Here is a 23,969-nt window from a genome sequence, read left to right as displayed (position 1 = left end):
AAATTGCGTATCCCGTTTGGTAACAGTTCCGGCATTTTTTTGGATCGTGCCCCAAAAAAAAGCGGCGGAACATTGTTCCGCCGCTTTCCGATTTTGGTTTTCGTCTAACTAGAACGTCTTGCTGACGTTGACAAAGGCACGGCGGCCACGAACGTCGTAGCCCGTTGCAGCCAGCGGCGTATTACCGGCGCTGAGCTGGGTGATGCCGCCGATATCAGAGACTTGCGGTGGGTGCTCGTCAAAGATGTTGCGGATACCGCCTGTGATCGTCCACGTGTCACCGGACCAACGAACGGACATGCCGTGCGTAAAGCCTGCTTCGGTGTAGACTTTGTACATGCCGTCCAGTCCAAAGTAGTCTTGTGGCTCGTTGTAGTCGATGTCGGTGTCGAAGCGGTTGTTGTCCTGACGTCCGATGAAGTCCGTGAACCAGGAATAGGTCCAGTCGCCACGATCCAGACGGAGGGACACATCGCCGACAACGCTCGGATAGCCGATCGAGCCGTTGAAATCGTTGTCAGAAATGCCGGACACAAAGTCGGATCCGAACACATTGATGTAACGCTCAAGGGCCCAGTTGACGTTACCGTCAATAGTGAACGTTCCGAAGTTGAACTCGTTCGTGTAACGGACATTCAGGTCGATGCCAGCCTGCGACTGGGAATCGACATTCAGGATCGGTGCATCAACCGATACGATTGAATACTCAGAAAGCGAACCTGCCGGATTACGAACAAGGCGGTCACAGAAATCGTTCGGGAAGGTGTTGGTGCCGTAGCAGCCACCAACGATCTGCCCCGCGCCAATTCCTGTGATCTGGTCGGCGATCTCAATTTCATAATAGTCGACTGCAATGTTCAGATCAGCAAAAGTTGGTGTCCAGATGATACCCGCCGTGAACGTATCACCTGTTTCCGGTTTAAGGGCATCGCCGCCGCCGGATGTCGTGATCAAGGCAGAACCTGACCCACCAGCATAGTTAGCCGGAATACCCGCGGCGGCACAGTTCGCCCGGATGTTCTGGTTGGTGCTGCTACCCCAGTCGATACATGGGTCGATCGCAAGCTGGCCGAGGAACGCGGTTTGGTCTTCTAGGAACAATTCAAACAGAGCTGGTGCGCGGTAAGACGTACCATAGCTGGAACGGACCCGGAAAACGGGGTTGATCTGCCAGTTGAGGCCAACCTTGTAGATCGAATCTGATCCGCCAAGCTCATAGTCGAATGCCCGGACGGAGCCCGACAATTCCACGTCTTCCGCGAGTGGGGCGCCTTTCACGATTGGCACACTCACTTCGGCAAACACTTCCGTCACATTGTTTGATCCGACCGTCGGGCCAGCCGTCGATGAACCCCAGATATCGCCAGACTGCGAAAGGGCGCCGGGCTGATCATCAATCGAGAATTCGCGGTATTCGACACCGACACCAAGGCCCAGCGGGCCAGCGGGAAGTTCGAACAGTTCACCCGCAACCACGGCTGTCAGCGTCGTCTGGTCATATGTCGTTTTGCCAGTCTGGTAACCGCCGATGGCAGCAACTAGGTCGCCTGCGCGCTCGCCCGACAGAATGCCTGGATCAAAGAAGTTGATCGAGGGCGGCGCAAGTGCATCCGGGATTCCGTCGCCAGTAACGTCGGCCACGCCATCCAGGTTCCAGTCTGCAGACTTGGACGCGAGGATCTCGCTGCCGCCATATTTGCCTTCACCTTGCGAGTAGCTGGCATCAATTTTCCAGGACCAGTCCGTCAGGAAATCGGTACCGAAGCCGCCGGACAGCGACGAGCTGAGGTATGTATAGTCAACCTCAATGCTATCGGTTGTCGGGAATGGGGCAACAATCCGGGAGATGTTGTTGGCCGGGCTGACATATGTCGGATCGGCGATGTAGCCGTAGAACGGATTGTTTCCAGCGATATTGGTTGCTGAACCGATGATCGGGAAGAACTGTCGCCAGCCTTCAACATCTGTGGTCCGGCGGCTGAACAGTACTTCGCTGTCCCATGTCATGCCGGCGATTTCGATATCCGCTGTTGCGAACAGCGAGATGTTTTCGTTCTTTGGAATGAAGTCCTGATTGTCCAATATGGACGAGTCCAGAATATCTTCGAAATATGGCTGGCCATTGGCGAGAAAGCCGGTGCCGACACGCGGACGGTATCCAGGAATGGTCGTGCCGTAGACGGTGGGTTCAGTTGTGCCTTCAGGGGACGGAATAAGACGCCCACCGCCGGAGAAGATGTCCAGAACCGTGTTGTAGTAGAGGTTCGAACAGTTGGTGGTCGGGCGGATCGACGTTGCCGAGAAGTTTTGGCGATCTATGAGGCCACCACCGTTTGTGCCGTTCACGTAGTCGCGACCACAGTCGAGATAGTCACGTTCGCTCGTATCGAGCTGTTCGTTGAGCCGATATTCTGCTGACAGCGTGAACTCGGCATTGTCGCCAATATTGAAGCCGTAGGCTGCGCTGAGATTGTACTGCTCGCCACCGGTGTCGAATGGACGAGTCATCTGAGCATTCAGTTCCAGGCCGTCGACTGAGTCGCGCGTGATAATGTTGACCACACCGCAGACCGCATCAGAACCATAGATCGTCGACGCGCCGTCCTTCAGGACTTCCACACGCGAGATGATCGACTGTGGAACGACGTTGAGGTCGAGCGCTGCGATTGAGCCGCGCGTACCGGACGCGCCGGGGCGCTTGCCGTCGATCAGAACCAGCGTACGTGTATCCCCACAACCGCGAAGGTCGATGGTTTGTGCGCCGATGCCACCGTTCGTGACGAAGTTCTGGAACGTGTTGTTCAGCTGGGTCGAGCCGGAGGCCAACGAGGACCCTTGAAGGATCGCGGCTGTGTCAACGAGACCTTCCAGTGTCGCGACTTCAGCTGTGATCACCTGGATTGGCGATGCTGAAGCGAAGTTGTCGCGTGCGAGCAGCGAACCCGTGACAACGATTTTTTCCTGACGGGATTCAGCCTCACCGGCCTCTTCCTCAATGACCGAAATGACGGCCTCGTCTTCGGTGTTGGCTGGATCTGCCTCTTGCGCGTTTGCGGCGCCGGTAAGCACCAGTGCGCTAATTGCAACACTGCTGAAGACAGAACGACGAATTGGTCGTCTATTCATTGATAATACCCCTAACTAGTGACCTCAAAAAAAGCTTTTCGTTGGCGCAAGCGCCGACGACCCCGATTGGAACCTCCGGGTCTGCCGACACGTTGACCCGCTGGAAACCGTCCTGACAAGCCCTTATGACAGATTCTTAATGTAGCGGGTATTTCCACCCCTTGGTGTGTTTTTTCGGCAACATTTTGCCTCGGGATTCTGAGTGTCGGTTGGAAATATATACCGAAATTCACAGGCCATCCATGCAAGCTGCCCTTGACCTTGCTGCGCACGGAAAATACTGCAGATACTTCACTTTGGAGGAATTAACGATGTTGAAACGCTTCGTCGCGGTGGGATATGCCGCGCTTATTGCCAGCGCCCTGATTGCGCACGCCGAGCCTGTTTCAAGCGAAGATTTTTCCAAATATCCTAGTGTTTCAAGTGTCTCAATGTCGCTTGAGGGCGACATGCTGGTCGGTGTCATCGCTGATCCTTCGCAGGATGGCGAGACAACCGCTGCAGCCTATTGGGACCTTTCCGGCGAAATTGATGCGACCAAGCCACTCGTGCCCACGGCGATTACGCCAAATAGCGGGAAAACAACATTCTACGCCGCTGCGGCTTTGAAGGACAAAAAGTCAATCTGGTACACGGTCCAGCCCTATATCGGCGCGCTGTATGGCTGCGGCGAAGGCCGCGACACGGGCGCGACGAAAAAGTATCTTGTGAAAGCCTATATGGGGAATGAGAAGATCACGGAGATCGATGACCTGCCCGATGGCCGGGCCGAGATCGGTGCCAACAAGGACACGTTGCGTTGCTTCGAGCTCACGGGCGAAACCCAAACTGAGTCACTCCTGCCGCTGGACCCGACCAAGGTCGTGATTTCGCGCGTATCGACCAAGAACGGCACCAGCTATTTCTCTCACGACCTGTCCAATGGCCGTGAAAAATTCCTCTACAAAGCCAAACCCACGGAAGCGATCCAGATTTCCGATAGGGACGGCATGCCGGTTGCTCGCACGGAACTGGAATATGAGGGCGGCGCTTGGCGGCAATATGTCAGCCTTCCGGATGCCAACGGCAAGTTCAATCGCGCAGACGCGCTGACGACCGAGATTGCCAATCGCTACACAATGAATGTTGTTGGTCGCCAGAATGGCACAGGTAAGTATTTCGTCATTACCGACAAGTTCTCGGACAAGGCATCAGTCTACCTTTACGATGCGGGCGCGAACACGTTCAGCGATACCGCCGTGCTCGCCCATCCCGAATTCGACATTTCGAACCTGATCTTCTCGCGGCGCGCACAAGACTTTGGGGATCTTATCGGCTTTACATATGCTGGCGCGACAAGCACGGACTATTGGCTGGATCCCGAAATGAAGGGCATTCAGGACGGACTTGATGCGGCGTTCCCGGGCAAGCATGTCTCGCTGAGCGATTATACGGCAGATCGCAATCGCGTCCTGTTCCAGGTCTCGGCGCCCAATTCGCCGCCGGCCTATTACCTGCTGGTCGACAAGTCGAAAGTGGCTGTGATCGGTTCACAGCGTCCGTGGATCGATGAGGATTCACTCGGCAAGGGTGATTTCGTCTACTACACGGCTCGCGACGGCATGAAGATTCCTGCCCTGATCACCTATCCGGCGGGCTTCAAGGAAGGTGACAAGGCTAAGGGCGCTATCATCGTGCCGCATGGTGGCCCGTGGGCGCGTGACTATGCCGGTTTCGATTCGTCAGGCTGGACACAGTATTTCGCCAGCCGTGGTTATATTATCATGCAGCCTCAGTATCGTGGCAGCTCGGGTTGGGGGCGTGAACTCTGGCTGGCCGGCGACGGCGAGTGGGGCCAGAAGATGCAGGATGACAAGGACGATGGCGCGGCCTGGCTCGTTTCGCAGGGCTATGTCGATGCCGACAAGATCGCCATCCACGGCTATTCATATGGCGGGTTTGCTGCAATCGCTGCGTCCGTCCGGTCGAACAGCCCTTACCAGTGTGCCATCGCAGGCGCCGGCGTGGGCAACCTCGCCAAGCTGGCGAACGAATGGGGCGACAACCGCATCCAGCGTATCGTGCAGGGCGACACGGTTGATGGCATGGATCCCCAACAGAACACCGACAAGGTGAACATTCCAATCTTGCTCTACCATGGTGACTACGACGTCCGTGTGCCAATCTTCCACAGCCGCGAATTCTACAATGCAATCAAGAGCCGGCAGCCTGAAAGCGAGTTCATCGTGTACAAGCAAATGGGGCACCAGGGGAACAAGTGGCTGCCTGAGCACAAGGGTGACATCCTGAACCAGATCGAGCGCTTCCTGACAACCAAGTGCAATATGTAACACGGGATTGTTTGCCGCGCGCAGGGCCGTTCAGCTGAAACTGGTCCCGAAGGGCAAGACAAGAACGGCAAACGCCCCGGTGCCCAGGCGCCGGGGCGTTTGACTATGTGGGACTATGAAGATGGTGCCGCGAGGGAGAATTGAACTCCCGACCTCGTCATTACCAATGACGCGCTCTACCACTGAGCTACCGCGGCGTTGCCGTTTGCAAGTCGCGGCTTTAGCTTATGCCTTGCGAGATGAAAAGACCGTTTAACCGCGAAAAGCTGCAGGAAATGTCACACAAGCCGAAAGACCCTGAAAAAGTCGCCCGCCGCGCTGAAGCCTTGCGGGCGAACCTGAAGCGCCGCAAGGCCGCCAGCCGCAAGCCACAAGACGACAGGCCGCCAGCCACAGGTCAAAAATCCGGGTGATTTGGCCGGAATCGCGCGCAGAGTCGGTTTGCTCGTGCGGATGATCCCCTTTTCCTGCGGCGGCGAGGTCGCAGGAAATCTGCATTTGCGCCACACCGTTCCACATTCCCGCCTTTCCCGCGCCGTGAACCGCTCTATAAGTGCGCGCCATGGACAGATTGAACATCATTGGCGGCGCTCAGCTGAATGGCCGCATTCGCGTTTCCGGTGCCAAGAACTCGGCGCTGAAGCTCATGGTGGCGTGCCTGCTCACCGACGAACCGATCACGCTCACCAACATGCCGAGCCTGGCTGACACCCGTTTCCTTGCGCAATTGCTCGAAACACTGGGCGTCGAAGTCTACTGGCCGAAGGGCGAGTTGACCTGCCACCTCAACGCGGCCGAACTGAAAAGCACGATCGCGCCCTATGAACAGGTGCGGAAAATGCGCGCCAGTTTCAATGTGCTGGGTCCGCTGATTGCCCGCTCGGGCCACGCGACAGTCTCGCTGCCCGGCGGATGTGCCATCGGCGCACGCCCGGTCGACCTGCACCTGCAGGCGCTGGAAGCCATGGGCGCGGACCTGAAAGTCGAGAGCGGCTACGTGAAGGCCGCCGCCATTCAGGGCCTCAAGGGCGCGCATATCGTATTTGCCATGCCCAGCGTCGGCGCCACCGAGCACGCCATGCTCACGGCGACCCTGGCCAAGGGCGAAACCATCCTCGAAAACGCTGCGCGTGAGCCCGAGATCGAAGACCTCGCCGATTGCCTGAACAGCATGGGCGCAAAGGTCAGCGGAGCTGGCACGTCTACGATCCGTATTACCGGCGTCGAGAAACTGCACGGCACGACGCACGCCGTCATGCCGGACCGGATCGAAGCGGGCACGTATGCCATGGCGGCCGCAGCAGCCGGCGGCGATGTCACGCTGGATGGCGCGCCAGTCGAGGCGCTGGGCGCCATGATTGCCAAGCTGCGCGAAGCCGGCGTCACGGTCGATGCAGACGAGGCGGCATCCACCCTTCGCATTCGCCGCAACGGTACGCGCCTCAAGGCTGTCAGTGTATCGACACAGCCGCACCCGGGTTTCCCGACCGACCTGCAGGCCCAGTTCATGGCCCTGATGACCTTGGCCGATGGCACGAGCATCATTCGCGAGACGATTTTCGAGAACCGGTTCATGCACGCGCCGGAATTGGCCCGCCTTGGCGCCGACATAAATGTTCGTGGCCAGGAGGCCGTGGTCAAAGGCGTGCCTCAGTTGACCGGCGCGCCGGTCATGGCGACAGACTTGCGTGCGTCTGTCTCACTTGTCATTGCGGGGCTTGCCGCACAGGGTGAGACTGTGGTGAACCGTATCTATCATCTGGATCGCGGGTTTGAGCGGTTGGAAGCGAAACTGAATGCCTGCGGCGCCAATATCCAGCGCCTGTCAGGCGAGGACGAATAAGGGGCGACAATGTCCGAAGCACACGCGCTGCGTCTCCTGGCCGAAACGGCCGAGGACCTTCAGGTCATTGCAGCGGCGGTTCAGGACTCGGTCGTGAAGGCTGGCAGCCTGAAATACGAGGCGAAAAAACATCGCTTCTCTCTGGAGCTGAACCGGTTCCGCTGGGAAGCAGGCCAGCCGCGCCAGAAAGAAGGCGCACGTGTGCGTTCGCTGCTCGCCTTTGATGGCGTGCTGGGCGCGAAGACACGCGCCGTCACCAAGGCCGACCCGGAAATGATCCTCTCCCTGCTTGCGGCCACCTTCACGCCTGCCGAAGAACCGCCCGGCGGCAGCGTGACCCTGCTGTTTGCAGGCGACGGCGAAATCACGCTGGATGTTGAAGTGCTCGACGCGACCCTGCTCGACAGCGACTATGTCTGGCCGACGCGCAACCTGCCGAGCCACGAACAAAGGCGGCGGTAACGTGTTGCGCAAGTTCAATTCAGAGGCGCCATCTTTCAAAGGCGAATTTGCCGACTTCCTCGCGGAAGATCGCGGAACGGGGCATGATGTTGCCAGCATCGTGCGCAAGATCCTGGACGATGTCGAAATCTATGGCGGCAAGGCGGTCGCCGACTACACCGCCAAGTATGACGAGTTGCAGATCGACCCGGCGACGCTGGAATCCGACAATGTGAACCTGCACGCACTCGCGGCGGACTGCCCGGCGGACCTGCGCGAAGCCATCGATTTCGCGCACGACCGGATCGCCGCCTATCACAGCGCGCAACGACCGTCAGATCACATGTTCGTGGATGCGTCAGGGGTCGAACTCGGCTGGCGTTGGACGGCGCTGGAGAGCGTCGGCGTCTATGTGCCCGGTGGCCGCGCGAGCTATCCGTCATCCGTGCTGATGAATACGGTTCCCGCCAAGATCGCCGGTGTCGAACGCATCGTCATGGTCGCGCCAGCGCCCGGTGGCGAACTCGCCCCCGCCGTTGCCTATGCCGCGCTCAAGGCCGGTGTCCATGAATTCTACCCCATCGGCGGCGCTCAGGCCGTCGGCGCCTTGGCCTTCGGGGCGGGTCGCCTCAAGCCCGTCGACAAGATTGTCGGTCCCGGCAACGCCTTCGTGGCAGAAGCCAAACGTCAGGTCTTCGGCCGTGTCGGCATCGATACCATTGCCGGGCCGTCGGAAATCCTGGTCATCGCGGACCATACGGCCAACCCGGACTGGGTGGCTGCCGACCTGCTGTCCCAGGCCGAACATGACCCCTCCAGCCAGTCGATCCTGATCACTGTGGAAGAGGCTGTGGGCAAGGCTGTGGAATTCTCTGTGGAAAACCAGTTGAAAGAACTGGCGACGGGCGAACGCGCGCGCGTTTCATGGGAACGCCACGGTGCCATCATCACGGTCCCTGATCTTGAAACGGCCGCAGCAATTGCAAACCGGATCGCTGCCGAACACCTTGAACTCGCCATCGCCGATCCGGATGCCCTCTTGCCCCTGATCCGTCATGCGGGTGCAGTCTTCCTCGGGCACCTGACGCCGGAGGCGCTCGGCGACTATGTCACCGGGTCGAACCACGTGCTGCCGACCAGCCGGGCGGCGCGCTTTGCCTCCGGCCTCGGTCTTTACGACTTCCTGAAGCGCATGAGCGTCCAGCGCGCCAGCGCCGATGGCTTTGCCGCGCTCGCCCCGGCAGCGATGCGGCTTGCAGAAGCTGAACGCCTGCCGGCCCATGCGCGTTCGATCTCGATCCGTACCAACCGGGGTGGGGGCGATGGGTGACAACCGCCTGATATCCGTCAACATTGACGACGATACGCTTGGTGCGTCGGGCCCGGACGCAGAGCATGAGCGCCGCGTCGCCATATTCGACCTGATCGAGGAAAACAGTTTCGCCCTGCCTGGCCATGATCGCGGTCCCTATGCGCTCAGCCTCTCGCAAGTCGAGCGCAAGCTGGTTTTCGCCATTCGCGACGAGGCGGGCGACGATGTGCACACGTTCATCATGTCGATGGGGCCGTTCCGGGGCGTGATCCGTGATTATTTCATGATTTGCGACAGCTATTACGATGCCATCCGGACCCAGTCACCGCACCAGATCGAGGCGATCGACATGGCCCGGCGCGGCATCCACAATGAGGGCTCCGAACTCCTGGCCGAGCGGCTGGAAGGCAAGGTTGATATCGACTTTCACACCGCCCGGCGCCTGTTTACCCTGATCTGCGCCCTGCATGCGGGCCAGACGCGCTAAACAAGGCTCAGCTTCCAAGCTTGCCGGAATCTGTGCAAAGGGCTATGGCGCGCCCTACATATGTTTCGGCGGCGCAACGGACCGCTCTGAATTTGGAGACTTCATGTCGAAAGAAGAACTGATTGAATTTGAAGGCACGGTCGTCGAACTGCTGCCGAACGCGACGTTCCGCGTCAAACTCGAGAACGAACACGAAATCATCGCCCACACAGCGGGCAAGATGCGCAAGAACCGCATTCGCGTGCTGACCGGCGACAAGGTCATGGTTGAAATGACCCCCTACGACCTGACCAAGGGTCGCATCACCTACCGCTTCAAGTAAACCCGTGGCGAGCTTCGGACACGCGCCGCTCATCCTTGCGAGCGCCAGTCCGCGCCGGCGGGACCTGCTTGCCCAGATCGGCATCGTCCCGGCCCGCATCGCCCCCACCGACATCGACGAAACGCGCCGCAAGGACGAGTCCCCGCGTGCGCTGGCCGAACGCCTCGCCCGCGAAAAGGCGGCGGCGTGCGCAGCGGACGGCTTTGTGCTGGCGGCTGACACGGTCGTTGCGCTTGGCACACGGAACCTGGAAAAGGCCGAGGACGCGGCCGAAGCCGAAGCCTTCCTGCGCTTGCTGTCTGGCCGGTCGCACCAGTGCATAACCGGGATTGCCGTCAAAGCGCCGGACGGCCGCCTGCAGTCTCGCACCGTCCTCGCGCGGGTCAGGATGAAACGCCTCACCGATCAGGAGATCGCCGCCTATGTCGCAAGCGGCGAATGGCAGGGCAAGGCAGGCGGCTATGGCATCCAGGGCATGGCCGGAGCCTTCATCACTCACATCAATGGCAGCTACACGGCGATTGTCGGCCTGCCACTCTATGAAACCAAATCCCTGCTCGAAGGCATGGGCTGGCGGGCCAAGCCGGATTGATCTAGGTCCGCTCCATCGTTGCCACGGCGGCGAGGCTCAGCCCCACAATCGCAGCAATACCCAGCCACAGCGGATTAGCGCTGGCCAGTGCGGTGACATCGTTCTGCGCTTCGATGATCGAGGTTGTCAGCGACGCATCAAGGCCCACCGAATCGGCCAGAAGTTTTGGCAATTGCGACGCGGCAAGGAGGGCGCCGCCCAATCCGGCAACGACAAGCAGCAGCTTTCGTACGCGAGCCTGCGCCCGGATACGGCCCATCACCTGGTCCACGAAGGGCTTCGCCTCGTGTTCGCGGTCTTCGGCGGCGAACAGGGCGGTCAGGTCGGCATATGTGTCTTCGTCTCGCATGGTCTCTACTCCATCACGCCACTTGATCGGCGGCAAGGTGTTTGCGAAGGGCGGCCACGCCGCGCGTCACATGGGATTTCACGGTGCCAAGCGGCCACCCGGTCGCTTCTGCAGCTTCCCTGTGGCTCAGGCTGGCGGCGACACAGAGCGTGACGCAGATGCGCTGGGCCTCGGGCAGTTTGGCGAGGGCGCGCGACAGGTCCATCTTGTCGCCTGTGTCGGCCATCGTCCGGTCGAAGGGAATGATCTCCGCCGTCTCGTCAAACTCGATCTCCGGTCTCTGGCGTCGCCGCACCTGCAGGAATTCGCGGTAACAGATCGTGCAGACCCATGCGGCGAACGTGCCTCCGGCATAGGTGCCGATTTTCTGCCAGGCGGTCAGGAAGGTCGCCTGGGCGATGTCGTCTGCATCGCCGGACGAGGCGGTAAGGCGCCGGGACATGCCCCTCACCCTGGCCTGGTGGCGCCGCACGAGTTCGGCGAACGCGCTGTCGTTGCCGCGTGCGGCATCTGCTGCCAGGTCAGGGTCGGTGCGCATGTCGTTGCCTCCCGCAGCGACGATCCAGAGATCAGGCCGATTTGCGGCCATGACCGAATGCCCAGAGGCCAAGATAGGCCAGTCCGAGGAAAACCGGAAACGCTGCAACGCCAAACATGGGCATGACCGCTTCACTGTCTTCAAAACTGACCATGATTCCCAGCACCGCGAAGGCGGCGCCAAAGGCGATAAACAGCACACCGCGGCGCAGGTCCGCGCGGATCGGGTCGACCAGCAGCGACATTTTCTCGATCAGTTCAGGCGAGATGGTCTGGCCGCTGTCGATGGCATGGCGCACGGTTTCGTGGGCCGTCAGGCGCTTCTTGTAGTTGAACAGGCTGACCAGCCAGATACAGACCGGCAGGACAGAAAACAGGACGATAGGGACGAGGACGTCTTCCATTTTGTTGTCTTTCTCACAGTTTCACCGGATCCGTTTGCCCGGCTTCATGGGTAGGATGCGGTCAGCCCCCCGTTTGGATGCAGCCGCGTTGGAAAAAACTTGCTGCCGCCTTTGCTTGCAGGCAGCGGGGCACCCCTGTAATCGCGAAGGCAGCATGGTCAAACTCACGCCCAAATCGAAAAAACGCCCGCATGTGGCGCCCGATCTCACAACGCCGTCCGGACGCAAACGGGCGCGGCGCGAGCTTGTCTGGGGCGACCATGGCTTCCTGCGCGCGGCGTTCAGCAACCTGCATGAGTTCGGCCCGGGCATGTGGCGCGCCAACCAGCCCTCGCCGGATCAGGTCATTGCCCATGCGCGCGAGCGCGGCATCCGCACGATCCTCAACCTGCGCGGTGCCAGCACCAAGGGCTATTACCTGCTGGAAAAGGAGGCCTGCGAGGCGGTCGGCATCGAGCTGGTCGATTTCCAGGTCTTTTCCCGTGACACGCCCACGAAGGAAGCCATTTTCGGCGCCCGCGACCTGTTCGCGCGGATCGAATACCCGGCCCTGATGCACTGCAAATCCGGCGCGGACAGGGCCGGCCTGATGGCGGTCCTGTACAAGTTGCTACATGAGAAGGTGCCATTCGCCGAGGCGCGCGAGCAACTGTCGTTCAAGTACCTGCACATCAAGCACGGCAAGACGGGCATGCTGGACGCCTTCTTTGATACCTACGCGCAGTTCAATGAGGGCAGGGCGCCCGGCGACTGGAAACCCTTTCTCGACTGGGTCGCAGAAGACTATGACCGGCTCGCGGTGAAGGCGACTTTCCTCGAATCCTTCGGCACGAAAGTGCAGATCGACAAGATTATAGGGCGGGAATAGCCGCTTCCCCTGACTCAAGATTCATGGTTGGCTCCGCGACGAACCAGATTGCGGAGCCGCCAGAATGCGCCACCTTGCCTTGTCCCTAGTGGCGCTGACGCTGCTCGCGTCCTGCAGCGGCAACAGCGATAACAAGGCAATCGTGACCGCCTGCACGACGGGTGGCGAGAACCCCGGGACATGTACTTGCATCGCCGACGCCATGGAGGCCAAGCTTGATCCGGAACTGTTCAAGCGCACGGCCCAATCGATCGGGCGCGAAAAACGCGATGTCGAAACCTTCGTCACGTCGCTGAGCAATGAAGACCAGCTTCAGTTTGCGGCTGTCGTCAATGACATGTTCACCTGCAAACTGGCACCACCAAAGGAGTAGATGGCCCGCCGGGCCTGATGCAAATCCGCACCGTTCCGGCCCCGAACTTCGTTTCATACGTGTAATTGCGTGACGGCACGCGCTAATCTGCCTAAATTCGGCACCGCAACAGGAAGGGGACACCCATGAAGTTCTTAATCATCAACAGTTTCCGCATCATGGTCTATGTGGCCTATATTGCGATCATCGTCGCCGGCATCGCACTCGGCCTCTACAACAAGGGTGAATTCAGCAATGAAATGCTGAGCCTGACTGGCGGACTGGCACAGGTTGCTGACTTTGCGATCTTCACGGCCGGTGGCTGGATCGCCGCCAGCCTGGTGTGCGGCCTGATCGTCACGCTGATGGATATCCGCGACGACATCAATGATCGCCTGCCGGATGCCCGCCGCGACGACTGACGGGTCATCGATTTAGGGGAATTTATTCAATGCCGCCGGAGTTCGTCTGGCGGCATTTTTTCTGGGAGGAGTGAACCATGCCACCTTTGGAAGCCGCCGCCATCTATGTCGGTATCAACATATTGCTGCTGATCTACCTGTCGTCACGCGTCGTATTCATGCGCCAGACAGCCAAGGTCTCGGTCGGAACCGGCGGTATCGCCGAGCTTGAATTGCGCACGCGCACCCATGGCAATGCGTCTGAATACATCCCCGCCATGCTCGTCGGGCTGGTGACGGCAGCCTATATGGGCATTCCTGCGCTCTGGATTCATATTCTGGGCGGCACGTTCACATTCGGCCGCGTCCTGCATGCCATCGGCCTGTCGCGGACGATCCTGCCGGCCCGTGTTTTCGGCATGGTGCTGACATGGACAGCCATGGGTGCCATCGCTGCCATGCTGATTTATCACGCGCTTGCCTGATTTGACTGGTTGCACGGCCCGGCGGGGCGGTCCATCTAGCCGGTATGGCTGAATTCAAGACTCCTCCGGCTGATTTGCTCGCCGGCCTCATCGACCAGTGCCTGAAGGCAGGCGCCGACGCAGCAGATGCCCGTATCGGCGCAGCCGAGGGCGTCAGCGTCTCCGTCCGCGACGGCAAGATGGAAAGCATCGAGCGCGAGGAAAGCACAAGCGTCGCTCTTCGCGCCTTTTTCGGCAAGCGTCAGGCGCACGTCTCCGGCTCCGATCTCTCCACCGACGGGCTCCACGCCCTCGCCACCCGCTGCGCCGCGATGGCCCGCGCCGTGCCGGAAGACAAGTATTGCGGCCTGCCGGACGCGAACGAACTCGCGATGGGTCCGCTCGACATGGACCTTTCGGGCGAACCCGAGATATCCGCCGAGATGCTCGAAAGCGAATCCCTGGCAGCGGAAGCCGCTGCGCTTGCGGTCAAGGGCATCAAGACGGTCGCCGGCTGCGGTGCCTCCTGGAACCGGTCCAGCCGCTGGGTTGCCGCGTCCAACGGCTTTGCCGCTTACAAGACCGGCACCAGCACCAGCCTGGGTCTGGCCTCGGTTGCCGAAAAAGACGGCGCCATGGAACGCGATTATGAAAGCTGGTCCGTGCGCCACACCGCCGACCGTCCGACTGCCGAACAGATCGGCCGCACTGCTGGCGAGCGCACGATTGCCCGCCTCGGCGCCCGCAAGCTCGAAACACAGAAAGCTGCCGTCCTGTATGACCGGCGTGTGGCCAGCGGCCTGCTCGGGGCGCTTATGAGTGCAATTTCAGGTCCGTCCATCGCGCGCGGCGTCAGCTTCCTGAAAGACCGCATGGACACGCAGGTGTTCGCCAAAGGCGTCAACGTGATCGACGATCCGTTCCGCCCCATGGGCATGGGCTCGCGCTGCCATGACGGTGAAGGCCTGCCCGTGAAAGAGACTTACCTGATCGAGGATGGCCGCCTCACCGAATGGCTGCTCAATGGCCCCTCGGCCCGCCAGCTCGGCCTCAAGCCGAACGGTTTCTCGGCGCTCGGTTTCGGCGACCCGCCGGGCGTCACCACCTCGAACCTCTATCTTCAGGCCGGCGAGAAGACGCCCTCCGAGTTGATGACACAGGCAGGCAAGGGCCTGATGGTCACGGATATGTTCGGGCCATCGATCAATCCGAATACAGGCGACTATTCGGTCGGAGTCGCCGGCTTCTGGTTCGAGAATGGCGAGATTGCCTATCCCGTGTCTGAAGTAACCATTGCGGGCGACCTGCCAGCGATCTTTGCACGCCTCATCCCGGCGTCCGACCTTGAATTCCGCGGTACGCGCGACGCGCCCAGCATCCTCGTCGAGGACATGAGTCTTGCCGGCAGCTGAACGTACGCTTGTCGAAGACATGGTCACGCTGCGCAGCCTTGCGATTGAGGCTGGCCAGTTGGCGCTGTCCTACACGCTGGAAGGCCAGTCTGCGCGCGCCTGGGAAAAGACAGGCGGCAGCCCGGTCACCGAAGCCGACATGGCGGTCAACCGGCTCTGCGACCTGCGCCTCTCGTCCTCCCGGCCTGAATATGGCTGGCTGTCGGAGGAGACGCTCGACGATCCTGCTGCTCGCCAGAAAGACCGCTGTTGGGTTGTCGACCCGATTGACGGCACCCGCGCCTATATGCGTGGCGACCCGAACTGGTGCGTCGGCCTTGCCATCGTCGAGGAAGGCCGGGCTGTTGCCGGGGTGCTGTATGCACCGGCGCTCGGCCAGCTCTATGAGGCCCGTCTCGGCGCGGGTGCCTACCTGAACGGCGAAGCCATCCGGGTTTCCGAGTGCCGCGCCGAAGCAGGCTGTCGCCTGATCGCTGCTGAAGAAATGCTAAACCACAAGGGTTGGCCGGAGCCCTGGCCCGCTGTCACCGTGCCCCGTCCGAAGCCCAATTCCACGCTTCTGCGCATGGCGTTAGTCGCGTCCGGTGCCTGGGATGCCACGCTGGTGCTGAGCCACAAGTCCGACTGGGACCTTGCCGCAGGGGCCATTCTGGTTGGCGAAGCAGGCGGCATCGCGACAACCCATATGGGCGAGCCTTTATGCTTTAACCGGGCTGTGCCTGTACAACGTAGCATCATCGCGTCTGGCAAAGGCTTGCATCCTCTGCTAGTGCGCCGGTCAGGATTTGTGGGTATACCTGATCCACAGGAAAAAGTGGCCACGGCTGCACCAGATGTAACGACGGAGCCAGTAGAAATGAGTGAAGCCCCAAAGGCCAGCAAACAGCTTCTTCACATCGTTTTCGGCGGTGAGTTGAAGGATGTAAACCAAGTCGAATTCGAAGACCTCTCGAAAATGGACTTCGTCGGCGCGTTCGGATCCTACAAGGAAGCCTATGACGCCTGGAAAGCGGCGGCCCATCGCACGGTCGACAGTGCCGAGACGCGCTATTTCATTCTCCACGCCCACCGGCTGCTCGACCCGGAAACGGGGGAACACCATCACGTCTGATCCGGCCAAACCGGCGCGTCGCTCTGGCGCCCTGACGCGGCTTGGCCGGGAGCGGTTCGCCGCACACTGGCGCTGGTTCGTGGCCGGAACGCTGTGCGCGGCGCTGACGTCCGTCGCGGCGGCGTCCTATGGCTATCTCCTGAAACTCGTTGTCGAAGGCCTCGAAGCGCTCGCCGGGCCCGACAAGGTGGCGGTGCCGACGTCGCTTTGGTGGCTGATCGGCATTATCGGCGTTGCGGCCATCGTCCGCTCGTTGGCCCTGTACGGCATGACGATCTTCAACAATACCGGTGTCCAGCGCGCCATTGTCGATATCCAGAACGACCAGTTCAGCGCGCTCACCGACGGCGACTTTGCCCGCATCGCGGCCGAGGCGTCCGGCGGGTTCGTCTCGCGCTTTATCAATGACGTGAACGCCCTGCGCGATGCTGCCTTGCGAATCGCCAACAATCTCACCAAGGGCGTGCTGACGGTTATCGGTGTGTTCATCACCATGCTTGTCATGGACTGGAAACTGACCCTCGTCCTGCTCTTCATCTATCCCATCGCCTTCGCGCCGGTGCTCGCCCTCGGCAACCGGGTCCGCAAGCGCTCGCGCCAGTCGCAGCAGCAGATCGGCGAAGTGACGTCGCTGCTCGGCGAGGCCTTCCAGTCGGCCCGCGTCGTCAAGGCCTATGGCCTCGAGGACTACCAGAAGGCCCGCGCCGGACGCGGCTTTGCCCAACGCTCGCGCCTGTTCCTCAAAGTGCTTACAGACCGCGCCGCCGTCGACCCGATCCTCGAGATCACCGGCGGCCTCGCCCTGGTCGGAATCCTCGCGCTCACCGCATGGCGTATTGCGCAGGGCGACACCTCGCTGGGCAATTTCGTCGGCATTGTCGGCGCCATTGCCGTCGCCGCGCCGGAACTGCGGGCATTGGGCACGCTGAACTCGGTTGCGCAGGAAGGCGGCGCCGCCGCGGACCGTGTCTTCGAGATCACCGATGCCGTACCGGAAATCGCCGACGCGCCCGGTGCCCAGCCGATCGGCAAGGTCACAGGCGCTGTTGCATTCGACGACGTGCGCTTCGCCTATCCTGACGGCACAGAGGCCCTGAAGGGCCTGTCCTTTACGGCCCGGCCCGGCGAGACCGTGGCCCTTGTCGGGCCTTCCGGCGCAGGCAAGTCCACCGTCTTCAACCTGCTCCTGCGCCTGTACGATCCAACCAGTGGTGCCATCTCCGTCGACGGAATGAATGTCCGTGATGTCAGTGGCGCCAGCCTGCGCGCCCATATGGGCCTGGTGGCACAGGACGCCGCCCTGTTCGACGACACGATCCGCGCCAATATTGCCCTCGGCCGCCTTGGTGCGAGTGATGCCGAAATCGAGGCGGGGGCTCAGGCCGCACATGCCCACGAATTTATCCGTGAGCTGCCGGGCGGCTATGACGCTCCCGCCGGAGAAATGGGTCGCAACCTGTCCGGCGGCCAGCGCCAGCGCGTCGCGCTCGCCCGCGCCATCCTGCGCGGAGCGCCGATCCTGCTGCTCGATGAAGCCACGTCTGCCCTCGATGCCGAAAGCGAAGCCAGGGTGCAGGACGCGCTCGCCAAATTCTCTTTGGGCCGCACAACGCTGATCATCGCGCATCGCCTCTCCACCGTCCGCAAAGCCGACCGGATCATCGTCATGGAAGACGGCCGCGCCGTCGAGGACGGCACCCATGCCGCGCTGATGGAAAAGAACGGGGCCTATCGCCGGCTCGTCGACCTTCAGCTCAGCTAGGCCTCACAGCCAGCGGCGCACGCGCGTACGGTACGCGGCATAATCTGCACCAAAATGCTCTGCCGCATTGCGTTCCTCCACCGGGATATACCAGCCATTGGCCACGAGAAAGAACACGACCGGGCCGACCCAGGGACTGGCTGTGCCGAGGAACACGGCGAGACCGATCAGGAAGATCGTCATGCCGAGATAGATCGGGTTGCGCGTCATCCCGAACAGCCCGTCTGTTACCAGCTTGCGCGGCGTCTTGAACGTATTGATCTCGGTGTCCACCTTGCGGAACCGCCGCGCAATCGCCAGTCCCATCCAGAACCCGCCCGCCATAAACAGGACGCCGATCAGGTTCCAGTGTGGCATCACGACCGTTGCCAGCGGCGCTAGCCAGTGGACCAGAATCATCAGCAGCGAGAGGGCCAGCAGGAGGCGCGGGGGGATCAGCCAGGTCATGCTCAATCTCCGGTGAAGTCGGGCTTGCGGCCTTTCAGGAAGGCGCTGACGCCTTCCTTGAAGTCATCAGATTGTTGCAGCAGGGCAAAGGTTTCAAGGTCGCGGTGGCCGGTCGCCCGGGCCAGCGCCAGCGCCGCCACATTCACGTCCTGCTTCACGCTTTTCAGCGCTGTCGGGGGCAGCGCGGCGGCCGCTTCGGCAATCTCCCGCGCTTTGGCCAGCGCCGCTCCCGCCGGAACGACATGGTCACACAGGCCCCAGGCCAGCGCCGTCGCCGCATCCACTTTTTCGCACAGCGCCGCGATGCGCTTGGTCCGGGCCGGGCCGACCAGCGCCACGAAGCGGGGGATGGAACCCCAGCTCATGTTCATGCCGCGCTCGACTTCCGGCACGTAGAAGGTCGAACTAGTCGCCGCCACGCGCAGGTCGCACGCTGTCGCCAGCGCTGTGCCACCACCGACGCACCAGCCCTCGACGGCACATATGGTCAGCGCGTCAATATCTTCCCAGGCCTGGCACATGCGCGGCCCCCGGCGCAGCTGTACCCGCCGCTGGCTCAGGGGCAACTGGGCTGCCGTATTGCCTTCCGGGTCCTTCAGGTCAGCGCCCATGCAGAACTGGTCGTCGCGTCCGACCAGGATAACGGCGGAAATATTGGGGCAATCATGAAAGCCCTGCGCTGTCTCGGTCAGCTCCCGCATCAATTTCTGGCTCAGCGCGTTCGACCGGTTGCCGGTGTCAAACCTGACAGTTGCGATCCGGCCTTCGCGCGTGACGCTGACAAGATTGCCCATTCAACCGGCCGGGCGTTCCTGCGGCAATTGCGCGGCCGCATGCTTGAGGAATTTCGCCAGCTTCTCGGCGCTCTCGGCGCCCTGGACGGCCACCGCGCGATTGGCGATATAGGTCGGCACGCCGCTCACGCCCATCTGTCGGAAGGCCTCGGCCTCTTCACGCACGGCCTGCACGTCGGCGTCGGTCTTCAACAGGTCGGCCACGATCGCTGCGTCGAGGTCGATGTCCCGCGCCACGTCAATCAGGACGTCATGGTCGCCAATGTCGCGTCCGTCCTCGAAGAAGGCCTTGAACAGTGCCTCCTTGGCTTCGGCGCCCTTGCCCTGTCCCTGCGCCCAGCGCACCACGCGGTGCGCGTCGAAACTGTTCGGGCGCCGTGTGATCTTGTCGAACTGGTAGGGGATGCCTTCGGCTTCGCCATAGTCGACCAGCGCCTGGCGCATCTTGCCGGAGCGTTCGCGGCTCTCGTCCGATCCGCCGAACTTGTCCTTCATGTAGGCCTTGTAGTCGACGCCCGCCGCCGGGATTGTGGGGTCCAGTTCGAATGGCCGGAAAACCAGCTGCACGTCCACCTCGGGGGCGAGCCTGCGCGCCGCCTCGATCCTGCGAAGTCCCAGCCAGCACCACGGGCAGACCAGGTCCGAAACCATTTCCACAACAACTGTCATGTCGCCAGCCTAAGCCCGGGGGCTGCCTCGCGCAATCATCCGCGCGGAATTATGCTCGTTCATCCTACTTCTTCCGGCCGCCCAGCAAGGCGACCAGTTCTTCCACCTTTTCGCGCCGCGCTTTGAGATCATCGCCCTCCAGCGCATGCTCCACGCAGGTCGCGATATGGTCGTCGAGAATCAGTCCCTCGAGTCCCGCCAGTGCCGCCTTGATCGCCTGCACCTGCCGCACGATGTCGACGCAATAGCGGTCCTCGCCGACCATCTTCGCGACGCCCCGCACCTGTCCCTCGATCCGGGCAAGGCGTTTGGCGGCTTTGTCTCTTGTGTCGGGTGTCATGGTTTGAAATTCCTCACAGTTTCACACGGCGCAGGCGCAGCGCATTGCCGATCACCGACACCGATGACAGGCTCATCGCAGCGGCGGCGATCATCGGGCTCAGCAACAGGCCGAACACGGGGTAGAGCACGCCGGCCGCGAGCGGCACGCCCAGCGTATTGTAGACGAAGGCGAAGAACAGGTTCTGCCGGATATTGCGCATGGTTGCACGGCTAAGCGCGGTCGCCCGGGCAATGCCCAGCATGTCGCCCTTCACCAGCGTCACGCCGGCGCTTTGCATGGCCACGTCCGTGCCGGTGCCCATCGCGATACCGACATCGGCCTGCGCCAGCGCCGGAGCATCATTGATGCCGTCGCCCGCCATCGCCACCACAGCGCCGCCCGCCTGCAGTTCCCTCACGATCCGGTTCTTGTCCTCCGGCGAGACATCGGCGCGCACGTCGTCAATGCCCACCTGCCGGGCCACGGCCTGCGCCGTCGCCTCGCTGTCACCGGTCAGCATCACCACGTTCAGGCCCTGCGCGTGCAAGCGCGCAATGGCTTCTTTCGTGGTTGCTTTGATCGGGTCAGCAACGCCGACCAGGCCTGCCGCCTTGCCGTCAACCGCAACGAACATCACGGTCTGGCCGCTTTCCCTGTACGCTTGGGCGGCCTTGGCCCGCGCATCATCGAATCCGCCGAACCGGCGCATCATCTTCGCATTGCCGATGGCGACCGACTTGCCATCCACTGTGCCTTGCGCGCCTTCGCCCGTGACGGACTCAAAGTCTTCTGCCGCCGTCACCCTGATGCCGCGCGCTTCCGCGCCGCGAACGATAGCGGCTGCCAGTGGATGTTCGCTCGCCGCTTCCACCGCCGCGACAAGCGTCAGCAGTCCGGTTTCGTCCCAGCCATCGGCGGGCGCCACGGTTACCAGTTTCGGCTTGCCCTCGGTCAGCGTGCCGGTCTTGTCGACCACGACAGTATCCACTTTCTCCAGCGTCTCCAGCGCCTCGGCATTGCGGATCAGGATGCCGTTCTGTGCGCCCTTGCCGGTGCCCACCATGATCGACATCGGCGTTGCCAGGCCAAGTGCGCACGGGCAGGCAATGATCAGGACGGCCACGGCATTGACCAGCGCGAAGGCCAGCGCCGGGTCCGGCCCGAACATGGCCCACACGATGAAGGTCAGCACCGCTGACGCCACAACCGCCGGTACGAACCAGGCCGCGACAATATCCGCCAGCCGCTGGATCGGTGCCCGCGAGCGCTGCGCCTCGGCCACCATGCGCACGATCTGCGCCAGCACGGTGTCTTCGCCAACGCGCGTTGCGGTCATCACCAGGCTGCCGGTCGTGTTCACCGTGCCGCCTGTGACCGCGTCGCCCGCCACTTTTGCGACCGGTACGGGCTCGCCTGACACCATGGATTCGTCGACGGAGGAATGGCCCTCGGCCACCTCGCCGTCCACGGGTACTTTCTCGCCGGGGCGGATGCGTAGACGGTCGCTGGATTTGACTGCGTCGAGATCGACATCTTCCTCGCTGCCGTCCGCGCGGATGATCCGTGCCGTTGGCGGGGTCAATTGCAGCAGGGCGCGAATTGCACCGGACGTGGCGCTGCGCGCGCGCAGTTCCAGGACCTGCCCCAGCAGGACCAGCGCCGTGATCACTGCTGCCGCTTCGTAATAGACGTGGACGTTTCCGTTCATGTCCCGGAACGCATCAGGAAACAGGCCTGGTGCGATGGTCGCGACCAGGCTGAACAGGAAGGCCGTGCCGACGCCCAGCGCGATCAGCGTGAACATGTTCGGGTTCCATGTCCGGATCGAGCGCCAGCCGCGGCTGAAGAAGGGTGCCGCGCCCCACAGCACCACCGGCGCGGCCAGGGTCAGTTGTATCCATTGCGCCACGCCGGGTGGGACTATCCCGTGCATGGGCTGGCCGGGAATCATGTCGCTCATCGCATAGACAAACAGGGGCAGGGCAAATGCGGCGCTGATCCAGAACCGGCGCGTCATACCATCCAGTTCGCTCGTATCCTCGTCCAGCGACACAGACTCCGGTTCCAGCGACATGCCGCAGATCGGGCAGCCAGAGTTCGACGTCTCGCGCACCTGCGGATGCATCGGGCAGGTCCACACCGTGCCGGAAAAGCTTTCAGGTACATGATCATAAGCCGAGTCCGGTTTCGTCGCTTCGCCGCCGCCGTGGCAGCAAGCATGCGGTTCGGGCGAGTCAGCGGCTGTGTGCGCGTGATGTGTGTGGGTGTGGGAAGACGTATCCATGATGCAGACGCTCCGGGGGTTGCCTTACGCCCACATAATACCCCATGGGGGTATATTCAAGATGCCGTGCGCCAGCTTCGCCGTCCGGCGGGTTGCCACATTTTTTTGAATGATCTGGGACGGGCCGGCCGTTCGGACCGGACGTTAATCCTGTGCGGAGGCGCCAGGTTCCACCAACACGCCCTCTTGCTCCAGTGCCCGAAGAACATCGCTCGCCATCCAGGTTTCGGTGCGCGAAATCTGCTGCTCGCGCTTCAGTTCCAGGCCGAAGGGCAGGACGAGTGCTTCCGGCGGTCCCACCGGCACGGTCTCATGTTCGGCGAACAGCGAGCGCGGTTCCGGCGTCGGCAGCATCGCCGCCAGCAGGAAGCCGCCGGCAAGGATCGCCCCAGCCCAGACATTTGACTTGAACACGCCCAGCGCGTCCTGCTCCTGGCTGGATTTCAGGCGCACCACCTGCCACAGGCCGTGGCCCAGGAAGGCCAGCGCCGTCACCGCACCTGCCCGGACAGATCCGTTGCTAAATGCCGCCAGCGCGACCAGCGCCGCCGCGCCCATGTGGAAACAAAAGCCCACCAGAACGGCCCGCTTGCCGAACAGGCGCGCTGTCGAGCGTACGCCAATCAGCGCATCGTCTTCGCGGTCCTGCAGGGCATAGATCGTGTCATAGGCAATCGTCCACAGGACCAGCCCGGCATAGAGAATGAACACCGGCACCGACAGGCTGCCCGCCGTCGCCGCGCCGACGAGAACGCCCCAGTTGAAGGTCAGGCCCAGCCAGGCTTGCGGCCACCAGGTTACCCGTTTCATGAACGGATAGGCCGCCACCAGCGGCAGTGCCAACAGCGCTACCAGTTTCGCGTCGCCCGGCAGGCAGGCCCACACGGCCAGCCCAATCGCCAGCTGCACGCCCAGGAATGTGAATGCGTCGCGCAGGGTTACTGCGCCGGAGGGCAACGGCCTGAGGGCCGTGCGCGCCACCTGCGCATCGAAGTCCCGGTCGGTAATATCGTTCCACGTACAGCCCGCCCCGCGCATTGCCACAGCGCCCAGCAGGAACAGCGGAACCCAGAACAGGTCGACAAGATAGAGCCCGGTGCGCATCCGCACGAAGGCCAGCCCGATCAGGCAGGGCAGGAAAAGCAGCCAGATGCCGACCGGTCGGTCCAGCCGCGCCAGCATGGCATAGGGCTGCGTCCAGTCCGGCAGCATCGCCAGCAGCCCGGGCAGGGCGCTGTCAGCCGGAATGGAACGCAGGGCTGGCCTGCCGGGAGTTTCAATTTCGCTCATCGCGCGGCTTATACAGGGATTTTCGGCACTTCACAGCATGAAGCAACCCT

The 23,969-nt window shown here is 61.9% G+C and carries 25 protein-coding genes and 1 tRNA gene; 15 read left to right on the top strand and 11 right to left on the bottom strand.

What is annotated here, in order from left to right; all coding sequences use genetic code 11:
• Nucleotides 1-108: 108 nt before the first annotated feature.
• Nucleotides 109-3,126 (bottom strand): TonB-dependent receptor plug domain-containing protein, encoded by a 3,018-nt coding sequence (locus tag AC0L7I_RS15375; protein WP_473397304.1) that lies wholly within the window; start codon nt 3,124-3,126, stop codon nt 109-111.
• A gap of 311 nt (nt 3,127-3,437) precedes the next feature.
• Here AC0L7I_RS15375 and AC0L7I_RS15370 point away from each other — a divergent pair, with 311 nt between their 5' ends.
• Nucleotides 3,438-5,456, top strand: coding sequence for an alpha/beta hydrolase family protein (locus AC0L7I_RS15370; RefSeq protein WP_473397303.1), 2,019 nt, complete (start codon nt 3,438-3,440; stop codon nt 5,454-5,456).
• A gap of 122 nt (nt 5,457-5,578) precedes the next feature.
• Here the strand turns inward: AC0L7I_RS15370 and AC0L7I_RS15365 are convergent.
• Nucleotides 5,579-5,653, bottom strand: a tRNA-Thr gene (locus tag AC0L7I_RS15365).
• 42 nt (nt 5,654-5,695) lie between these two features.
• Between AC0L7I_RS15365 and AC0L7I_RS15360 the strand changes: the two genes are divergently transcribed.
• The 7 genes from AC0L7I_RS15360 (at nt 5,696) to AC0L7I_RS15330 (ending at nt 10,453) form a co-directional block, all read left to right on the top strand.
• The gene (locus AC0L7I_RS15360) at nt 5,696-5,869 is read left to right on the top strand and encodes a hypothetical protein (RefSeq protein WP_473397302.1); all 174 of its coding nucleotides are present in this window, start codon (nt 5,696-5,698) and stop codon (nt 5,867-5,869) included.
• Between the two features lie 149 nt (nt 5,870-6,018).
• Nucleotides 6,019-7,299 carry a UDP-N-acetylglucosamine 1-carboxyvinyltransferase gene (gene murA, locus AC0L7I_RS15355; RefSeq protein ID WP_473397301.1) on the top strand — a complete coding sequence of 427 codons (1,281 nt, stop codon included), beginning with the start codon at nt 6,019-6,021 and terminating at the stop codon, nt 7,297-7,299.
• Between the two features lie 9 nt (nt 7,300-7,308).
• Entirely contained in the window at nt 7,309-7,761 is a 453-nt protein-coding gene (locus AC0L7I_RS15350) for a DUF2948 family protein (protein WP_473397300.1), read from the top strand.
• 4 nt (nt 7,762-7,765) lie between these two features.
• On the top strand, nt 7,766-9,070 hold the full coding sequence (gene hisD, locus AC0L7I_RS15345) for a histidinol dehydrogenase (RefSeq protein ID WP_473399165.1): 1,305 nt from the start codon (nt 7,766-7,768) through the stop codon (nt 9,068-9,070).
• Nucleotides 9,063-9,539, top strand: a complete 477-nt coding sequence (locus tag AC0L7I_RS15340) for a UPF0262 family protein (RefSeq protein ID WP_473397299.1) — start codon at nt 9,063-9,065, stop codon at nt 9,537-9,539. Before hisD ends, AC0L7I_RS15340 begins: the two co-directional genes overlap by 8 nt.
• Nucleotides 9,540-9,642: 103 nt before the next feature.
• Nucleotides 9,643-9,861, top strand: a complete 219-nt coding sequence (infA, locus tag AC0L7I_RS15335) for a translation initiation factor IF-1 (protein ID WP_045654549.1) — start codon at nt 9,643-9,645, stop codon at nt 9,859-9,861.
• A 4-nt stretch (nt 9,862-9,865) separates the two neighbouring features.
• Nucleotides 9,866-10,453, top strand: a complete 588-nt coding sequence (locus AC0L7I_RS15330) for a Maf family protein (protein ID WP_473397298.1) — start codon at nt 9,866-9,868, stop codon at nt 10,451-10,453.
• A gap of 1 nt (nt 10,454) precedes the next feature.
• Here AC0L7I_RS15330 and AC0L7I_RS15325 read toward each other — a convergent pair whose 3' ends face one another.
• From AC0L7I_RS15325 to AC0L7I_RS15315, 3 genes are read right to left on the bottom strand one after another with little or no spacing between them, the layout of a single operon-like run.
• The gene (locus AC0L7I_RS15325) at nt 10,455-10,802 is read right to left on the bottom strand and encodes a hypothetical protein (protein ID WP_473397297.1); all 348 of its coding nucleotides are present in this window, start codon (nt 10,800-10,802) and stop codon (nt 10,455-10,457) included.
• Between the two features lie 13 nt (nt 10,803-10,815).
• Nucleotides 10,816-11,340, bottom strand: coding sequence for an RNA polymerase sigma factor (locus tag AC0L7I_RS15320; RefSeq protein ID WP_473397296.1), 525 nt, complete (start codon nt 11,338-11,340; stop codon nt 10,816-10,818).
• A gap of 31 nt (nt 11,341-11,371) precedes the next feature.
• Nucleotides 11,372-11,743: a DUF6249 domain-containing protein gene (locus AC0L7I_RS15315; RefSeq protein WP_473397295.1), complete on the bottom strand. Its 372-nt coding sequence runs from the start codon at nt 11,741-11,743 to the stop codon at nt 11,372-11,374.
• Nucleotides 11,744-11,897: 154 nt separating this feature from the next.
• On the opposite strand from AC0L7I_RS15315, the gene AC0L7I_RS15310 reads away from it, so the two are divergent.
• The 7 genes from AC0L7I_RS15310 to AC0L7I_RS15280 all read left to right on the top strand — a co-directional run bounded on the left by AC0L7I_RS15310 (nt 11,898) and on the right by AC0L7I_RS15280 (nt 18,113).
• Nucleotides 11,898-12,611, top strand: coding sequence for a fused DSP-PTPase phosphatase/NAD kinase-like protein (locus AC0L7I_RS15310; RefSeq protein WP_473397294.1), 714 nt, complete (start codon nt 11,898-11,900; stop codon nt 12,609-12,611).
• A 64-nt stretch (nt 12,612-12,675) separates the two neighbouring features.
• Complete coding sequence (locus tag AC0L7I_RS15305) at nt 12,676-12,984, top strand: hypothetical protein (protein WP_473397293.1); 309 nt, start codon at nt 12,676-12,678, stop codon at nt 12,982-12,984.
• A 125-nt stretch (nt 12,985-13,109) separates the two neighbouring features.
• Entirely contained in the window at nt 13,110-13,385 is a 276-nt protein-coding gene (locus tag AC0L7I_RS15300) for a hypothetical protein (RefSeq protein WP_473397292.1), read from the top strand.
• A 77-nt stretch (nt 13,386-13,462) separates the two neighbouring features.
• On the top strand, nt 13,463-13,849 hold the full coding sequence (locus AC0L7I_RS15295; RefSeq protein WP_473397291.1) for an MAPEG family protein: 387 nt from the start codon (nt 13,463-13,465) through the stop codon (nt 13,847-13,849).
• 44 nt (nt 13,850-13,893) lie between these two features.
• Nucleotides 13,894-15,240, top strand: coding sequence for a TldD/PmbA family protein (locus tag AC0L7I_RS15290; protein WP_473397290.1), 1,347 nt, complete (start codon nt 13,894-13,896; stop codon nt 15,238-15,240).
• The gene (locus AC0L7I_RS15285; protein WP_473397289.1) at nt 15,227-16,351 is read left to right on the top strand and encodes an inositol monophosphatase family protein; all 1,125 of its coding nucleotides are present in this window, start codon (nt 15,227-15,229) and stop codon (nt 16,349-16,351) included. Before AC0L7I_RS15290 ends, AC0L7I_RS15285 begins: the two co-directional genes overlap by 14 nt.
• Nucleotides 16,275-18,113: an ABC transporter ATP-binding protein gene (locus AC0L7I_RS15280; RefSeq protein WP_473397288.1), complete on the top strand. Its 1,839-nt coding sequence runs from the start codon at nt 16,275-16,277 to the stop codon at nt 18,111-18,113. Before AC0L7I_RS15285 ends, AC0L7I_RS15280 begins: the two co-directional genes overlap by 77 nt.
• A gap of 3 nt (nt 18,114-18,116) precedes the next feature.
• On the opposite strand, the gene AC0L7I_RS15275 is transcribed toward AC0L7I_RS15280, so the two are convergent.
• The 6 genes from AC0L7I_RS15275 to ubiA form a co-directional block, all read right to left on the bottom strand.
• Nucleotides 18,117-18,560 (bottom strand): methyltransferase family protein, encoded by a 444-nt coding sequence (locus tag AC0L7I_RS15275; RefSeq protein WP_473397287.1) that lies wholly within the window; start codon nt 18,558-18,560, stop codon nt 18,117-18,119.
• 2 nt (nt 18,561-18,562) lie between these two features.
• Nucleotides 18,563-19,354, bottom strand: a complete 792-nt coding sequence (locus AC0L7I_RS15270; RefSeq protein ID WP_473397286.1) for an enoyl-CoA hydratase/isomerase family protein — start codon at nt 19,352-19,354, stop codon at nt 18,563-18,565.
• A complete protein-coding gene (locus AC0L7I_RS15265) occupies nt 19,355-20,023 on the bottom strand; it encodes a DsbA family oxidoreductase (RefSeq protein ID WP_473397285.1) in 669 nt (222 codons plus the stop codon).
• Nucleotides 20,024-20,087: 64 nt separating this feature from the next.
• The gene (locus tag AC0L7I_RS15260; protein WP_473397284.1) at nt 20,088-20,363 is read right to left on the bottom strand and encodes a metal-sensitive transcriptional regulator; all 276 of its coding nucleotides are present in this window, start codon (nt 20,361-20,363) and stop codon (nt 20,088-20,090) included.
• Nucleotides 20,364-20,376: 13 nt separating this feature from the next.
• Nucleotides 20,377-22,629: a copper-transporting P-type ATPase gene (locus AC0L7I_RS15255; protein ID WP_473397283.1), complete on the bottom strand. Its 2,253-nt coding sequence runs from the start codon at nt 22,627-22,629 to the stop codon at nt 20,377-20,379.
• A gap of 144 nt (nt 22,630-22,773) precedes the next feature.
• The gene (gene ubiA / locus AC0L7I_RS15250) at nt 22,774-23,919 is read right to left on the bottom strand and encodes a 4-hydroxybenzoate octaprenyltransferase (protein ID WP_473397282.1); all 1,146 of its coding nucleotides are present in this window, start codon (nt 23,917-23,919) and stop codon (nt 22,774-22,776) included.
• Nucleotides 23,920-23,969 lie beyond the last annotated feature (50 nt).

It is taken from the genome of Hyphomonas sp. J20-32, from assembly GCF_055808555.1.
This window is presented reverse-complemented; position numbering and strand designations above follow the sequence as displayed.